The organism is Phyllobacterium sp., from assembly GCF_037994425.1.
GTDB lineage: Bacteria > Pseudomonadota > Alphaproteobacteria > Rhizobiales > Rhizobiaceae > Phyllobacterium.
Genome location: NZ_JBBNAM010000097.1, coordinates 1 through 4,633, shown reverse-complemented (window position 1 = coordinate 4,633; position 4,633 = coordinate 1). Strand labels below are relative to the sequence as shown.

3 protein-coding genes are annotated in these 4,633 nt (G+C 54.3%); all 3 read right to left on the bottom strand.

The window, feature by feature from the left end; translation table 11 throughout:
* A partial coding sequence (locus AAAB35_RS06905; protein ID WP_340667468.1) for a PAS domain S-box protein occupies positions 1-391 on the bottom strand: 391 nt, incomplete at its 3' end.
* Positions 392-621: 230 nt separating this feature from the next.
* Positions 622-3,246 (bottom strand): magnesium-translocating P-type ATPase, encoded by a 2,625-nt coding sequence (gene mgtA / locus AAAB35_RS06900; RefSeq protein WP_340667467.1) that lies wholly within the window; start codon positions 3,244-3,246, stop codon positions 622-624.
* A 414-nt stretch (positions 3,247-3,660) separates the two neighbouring features.
* On the bottom strand, positions 3,661-4,479 hold the full coding sequence (locus AAAB35_RS06895) for a universal stress protein (protein ID WP_340667466.1): 819 nt from the start codon (positions 4,477-4,479) through the stop codon (positions 3,661-3,663).
* Positions 4,480-4,633 lie beyond the last annotated feature (154 nt).

Below are 4,633 nucleotides of genomic sequence, written 5' to 3'. Positions count from 1 at the left end.
CGGTGTAGCCGAACTGGCGCACGGCTGCCGCACTGAAAGACGTAATCGTTCCATCCTTTTCAATGACGACCGTTGCATCGAGTACAGTGTCCAGGATCGACCGGAGATGCGCTTCCCGAGCGTCGAGATCGCTAACGGTTTTATCGGTAATCCTTCTTGCGTGATGCAGCAGTCCCCCCATCCAGGCGATGACAAAGCCGATGATGATGAGTATACCAAATTCAACCACGTTTTCCGTCTGATCGAACTGCTCTCCACCCAAGTACAGCGCCGATATCAACGATAAGCTGACAGCCGCTAATCCCGGCCCGATTCCTCCTGCAATCGAAGCGACGAGAATTGAGGGAATAAACATGATAAAGATCGCGCGATCCTGAAGCAGATCCGTCATGGCCCATCGAATAAGCATAGCAATCAGTACAGCTGCAGAAGCAAGGAGGTAGCCACTTATCCCCTCGAACCGCGAGGAGAGAACAGCTTGCAGGAACCGTCCACGGAGGCCGGGTATATCACGTGCAGGCATTTTACTGCGATTACCCTTCATTGCTGCCAATGGAGGTTAGAGAGCAGGAAAATCTCTGGAAACTCAACAAGAAACTGGGCCGAAGAGCTGGCATTGTTTTACCGAACGCGGTGTTGTCCCGGATGCATTTTCGCAGTCATCGTTAGAGAACGGGAATGTGTTCCAGAAAAGAACCAATGCTTCGTGGCCTCGGAAGCAATGAGATACATTATCGTGATGAAAAAGAGCCCTGCCATTATCGGCAGCGGGAGTGGCACGAAACCGAACCAAGCCGCGTACGGCAATATAGGTGTCGCAATAGCAACCAAGAAAGTGCCTGCCGTCAGCCAGAGGAGGAGAGCGCTTGGCCGACTTTGCCAAAACGGCATTCTCGTACGAACAATAAGGACGATTGTCAGCTCGGTGATAAGGGACTCGATAAACCAGGCAGTCTGGAAAGTTTGAGCGGACGCGTGCGCCACTAAAATCAAAAATCCGAATGTAACGAAATCAAAAAAGCTGCTGACGAGCCCGAAGATCAACATGAAACGTCGGATGAAGGCAATGTCCCAATGCCTTGGTTTTGTTGTCTGATCCTGATCCACGTTGTCGGTCGAGATTGCAAGCGAGGGCAAGTCCGACAGGAAATTGTTCAGCAATATCTGTTTTGCGAGCAGGGGAAGGAACGGCATAAACAGCGAAGCCAACGCCATGCTGACCATATTGCCGAAATTGGCGCTGGTTGTTATGGATATGTACTTCATTGTATTGGCGAAGGTCTTGCGGCCGTCGTCGACTCCACGGCCGAGTACTCCAAGATCGCGCTTCAGCAGGATAATGTCGGCCGCCTCGCGCGCAACGTCTACCGCGCTGCTTACGGAAATGCCAACATCGGCAGCGTGCAGGGCAGGGGCATCATTAATACCGTCGCCAAGATATCCGACGATATGGCCCCGGTGTTGCAGCGCTTCGACAATCCGCTCTTTCTGGTTGGGGTCGATCTCGACAAACAGGTCTGTTTTCGATGCAAGTGCGAAAAGGGCGCTTTTGGTCATGCGCGCCAACTCCTGACCTGTAATAATGTTTTTGTGATCAAGACCGATCGTTTCAGCAAGATGGGCTGCTACGTAACGGTTGTCTCCGGTGATGACCTTTATGCCGATGCCTCTTTCGGCCAGCGAGGCCAGCGTTTGCGCCATGTCTTGCTTTGGCGGATCGAGGAAAAGCAGAAAGCCAGCAAAGCACAGATCTGTTTCATCTTGCCGCTTCAACGTCCGATCCGGACTGAGCCGCCGGATCGCAAGGCCAAGTACGCGATAGCCTTGACCGCTCCACGTCTTAAATCTCGTCTCAATGTCTGTTCGAATGCTGGTGTCGATCGGTTGCAAACCCTTACTGGCCAGAACGGATGTGCAAACCTCCAAGATATTCTGGACGGCACCTTTACAGATGACCAGATTCTCGTTTGTCTCCAACTCACGGACGATCACGGACAAACGCTTGCGAATAAAGTCGTAAGGAATCTCATCGACTTTGGAATAGCGCGAAAGGCAGTCCGTTGCGCATTCCGCGTTAGCGATAGCCTCGTCGAGAGGGTTCCTCAGTCCGGTCTGGAGCGCTGCATTCAGCTGGGCCCAGATTGCGACCTGCAGCGACTCTTTTCCCTCCACGTCGAGACAACCGTCCAGATGGATGACGCCTTCCGTGAGAGTTCCCGTCTTGTCGGTGCAAAGCAGATCCATGCTGCCAAGGTTCTCGATCGCATCGAGCCGTCTGACCACGACGCCAGCCTTCGCCATCGCGCGGGCCCCTCGTGCGAGGGTAACACTTATAATCGCTGGCAAAAGTTCGGGCGTGAGCCCTACCGCCAGGGCCAGGGAAAAGAGCAGGGAATCGATCAGTGGACGATGGAGAAGCAGGTTCGCGAACAGGACCAGGATCACGATCGCCAGCATGATTTCAGTCATGAGATACCCGAATCGACGGATGCCTCTTGCAAATTCGGTTTCCGGAATTTGCCGCTCGATCACAGCGGCGATGCTGGCAAATTCAGTTTTCCCCCCAGTCTTGACCACGAGGACCGTCGCGGTCCCACTGCGAACTGATGTTCCTGTAAAAACGTTGTTGTTGCGGGATGCAAGGCCTGCTCCGGCGCCCGATAGACCTGGCGATTTCACTACCGGAAAAGTTTCGCCTGTGAGCGCCGACTCGCTCACATTGAAGTCGCGAGCTTCCAGAACGATACCGTCTGCGGGAATAAGGCTTCCCGCCGAAAGATGGAGGATATCCCCCGGTACGAGGTCATTCGCCAAAACGCTGAGTTCTGCCCCGTCCCGCATTACCGTCGCCTTGCGGGCAACCACCTCTTTCAAGGCCTGTACCGCTTTCGAGGCACCGTATTCCTGGGTAAAGCTCAATAGACAACTCGCGAGGACGATGGTGGTAATAATGATAGATTCATGCGCTTCGCCGAGGGCGGCCGACACACCAGCTGCAAAGACAAGGATAAGAACGAGTGGGCTTCGAAACTGGCGTGCCAGAGTGGCTATCGCAGTTGTATTGGAGGCCTCGGTAAAAGAATTGGGACCAACGGCAGTCAGTCTTTTCCCTGCTTCTATCGTGGAAAGTCCCTTTGCCGTTGTCGCGAGTTCGCTGATCAACTTGTCGGCAGGGCGGGACCAATAGGGGTCGGCGACGCCGAGTCTATCAGGACTTCCATAATGTTGTGCCTGTTTGAATAGCATTCGATGCACAGCTTCCGCGTCAAAGAAGAACCCACAGTCGGAGCTCTTACCGATTCCCTCGGCCGGTAGCATTGATCCGTATCAAGTTTGCACAGAGACAACGACATTTGATGACGAGCACCGATGAAGTGGCTAAGCGTGCATGATGTAGCGCAAGCCATATGGAGATTACGCAGGGGCAATCCTAGGCAGTGCTGTCAGAACCGACTTGCAAGGACGTGGCCCCGGCAGGGCGTTGATCGATTTTGCCAAGGCTGACGGGGCAAAATGGGTTGAAGGGCTCATCATCAGCGAGAATAAAAGGACGCTGGCAATGTGCCGAGAGTTCGGATTTTCGGCGCCCCCCATCCCTCGGATACCGGGCTATGCTGGCGACACTCGATCTGCAACCGGCATCCTGATTTGGCTGGTTCTTCAGCTCGACAAGAAACGACTGAAACCGTCTTCTGCGAGTAGGGAACGGGTGACGCCGCCAAAAATCAATTCCCGCACCCTGCTATGGCCGTACGCGCCTGAGATGACGAGTTCCGCGCCCATTTGCTTGGCGAAACGAACAAGGCTTTCGCTCTCGTGTTTATTCTCGATGATTTTGCTGCTTGCCGTTACGCCATGCCGGCGGAGGAATGCGAGAACATCGCTCATGCTTTCCTGTGCGAGAATGTCTGTCTCCTTGTCGACCGTCACGACCACGACTTCGTTCGCCTGGCACAGCAGTGGAAGGGCATCGACAACAGCGCGGCGCGCCTCGCGCGTGTCCTTCCACGCAATCAGTGCGGTATTGGTGAAGAAGCGTTTAGCGTCCTTTGCGGCCACGAGGACGGGCCGACCAGCTTGGAGTATGAGATTGCCCAAATTGATGAAGCGCTCGGAGTGACCGAGGGTGAAATCGTCTTCGCACCCCGTGACGATCAGGTCGGCCACCCTTGACATCTCTATAACAAGCCGGGTTGGATTGGCGACACCATCGCGCCATTCGCGCGAGACATTGGTCCCTGCAGCGCTCTCGAACTGGTGACGCATTTTTTTAATGCGCTCTTCAATTTCCTCCCGTTGATGACCCATTGTCTCGCCGTCTATCATTGCTTCGGGTGCCGCGATCGGAAGGGCAATGTCGGCTGCCGAAAAGCCAACCAGGTGCGCGTTGAAGCGTGTTGCCAAGTCGATGGCGAAATCAATGAGCGGCGCAACCGGGCCGTCTATGTTGAGGTTGACGAGTATGGTTCTATAGGTCATGGCAGTAACCCCTTCAATCGACATTGACTGGTTATGGCTTTTCCACGAGGATGATCCGGTAGGGACGCATCACGTCTCCGTTGCGGATGGAAATGTATTCGCCCTGGACGAAGCGTTCGTCACTCAGATGAAAGGCAATTTCGTCATCGGACTG

Coding starts and splice junctions, on each gene's coding strand:
- mgtA (WP_340667467.1), bottom strand. CDS start 3,246: ATGCTATTCAAACAGGCACAACATTATGGAAGTCCTGATAGACTCGGC.
- AAAB35_RS06895 (WP_340667466.1), bottom strand. CDS start 4,479: ATGACCTATAGAACCATACTCGTCAACCTCAACATAGACGGCCCGGTT.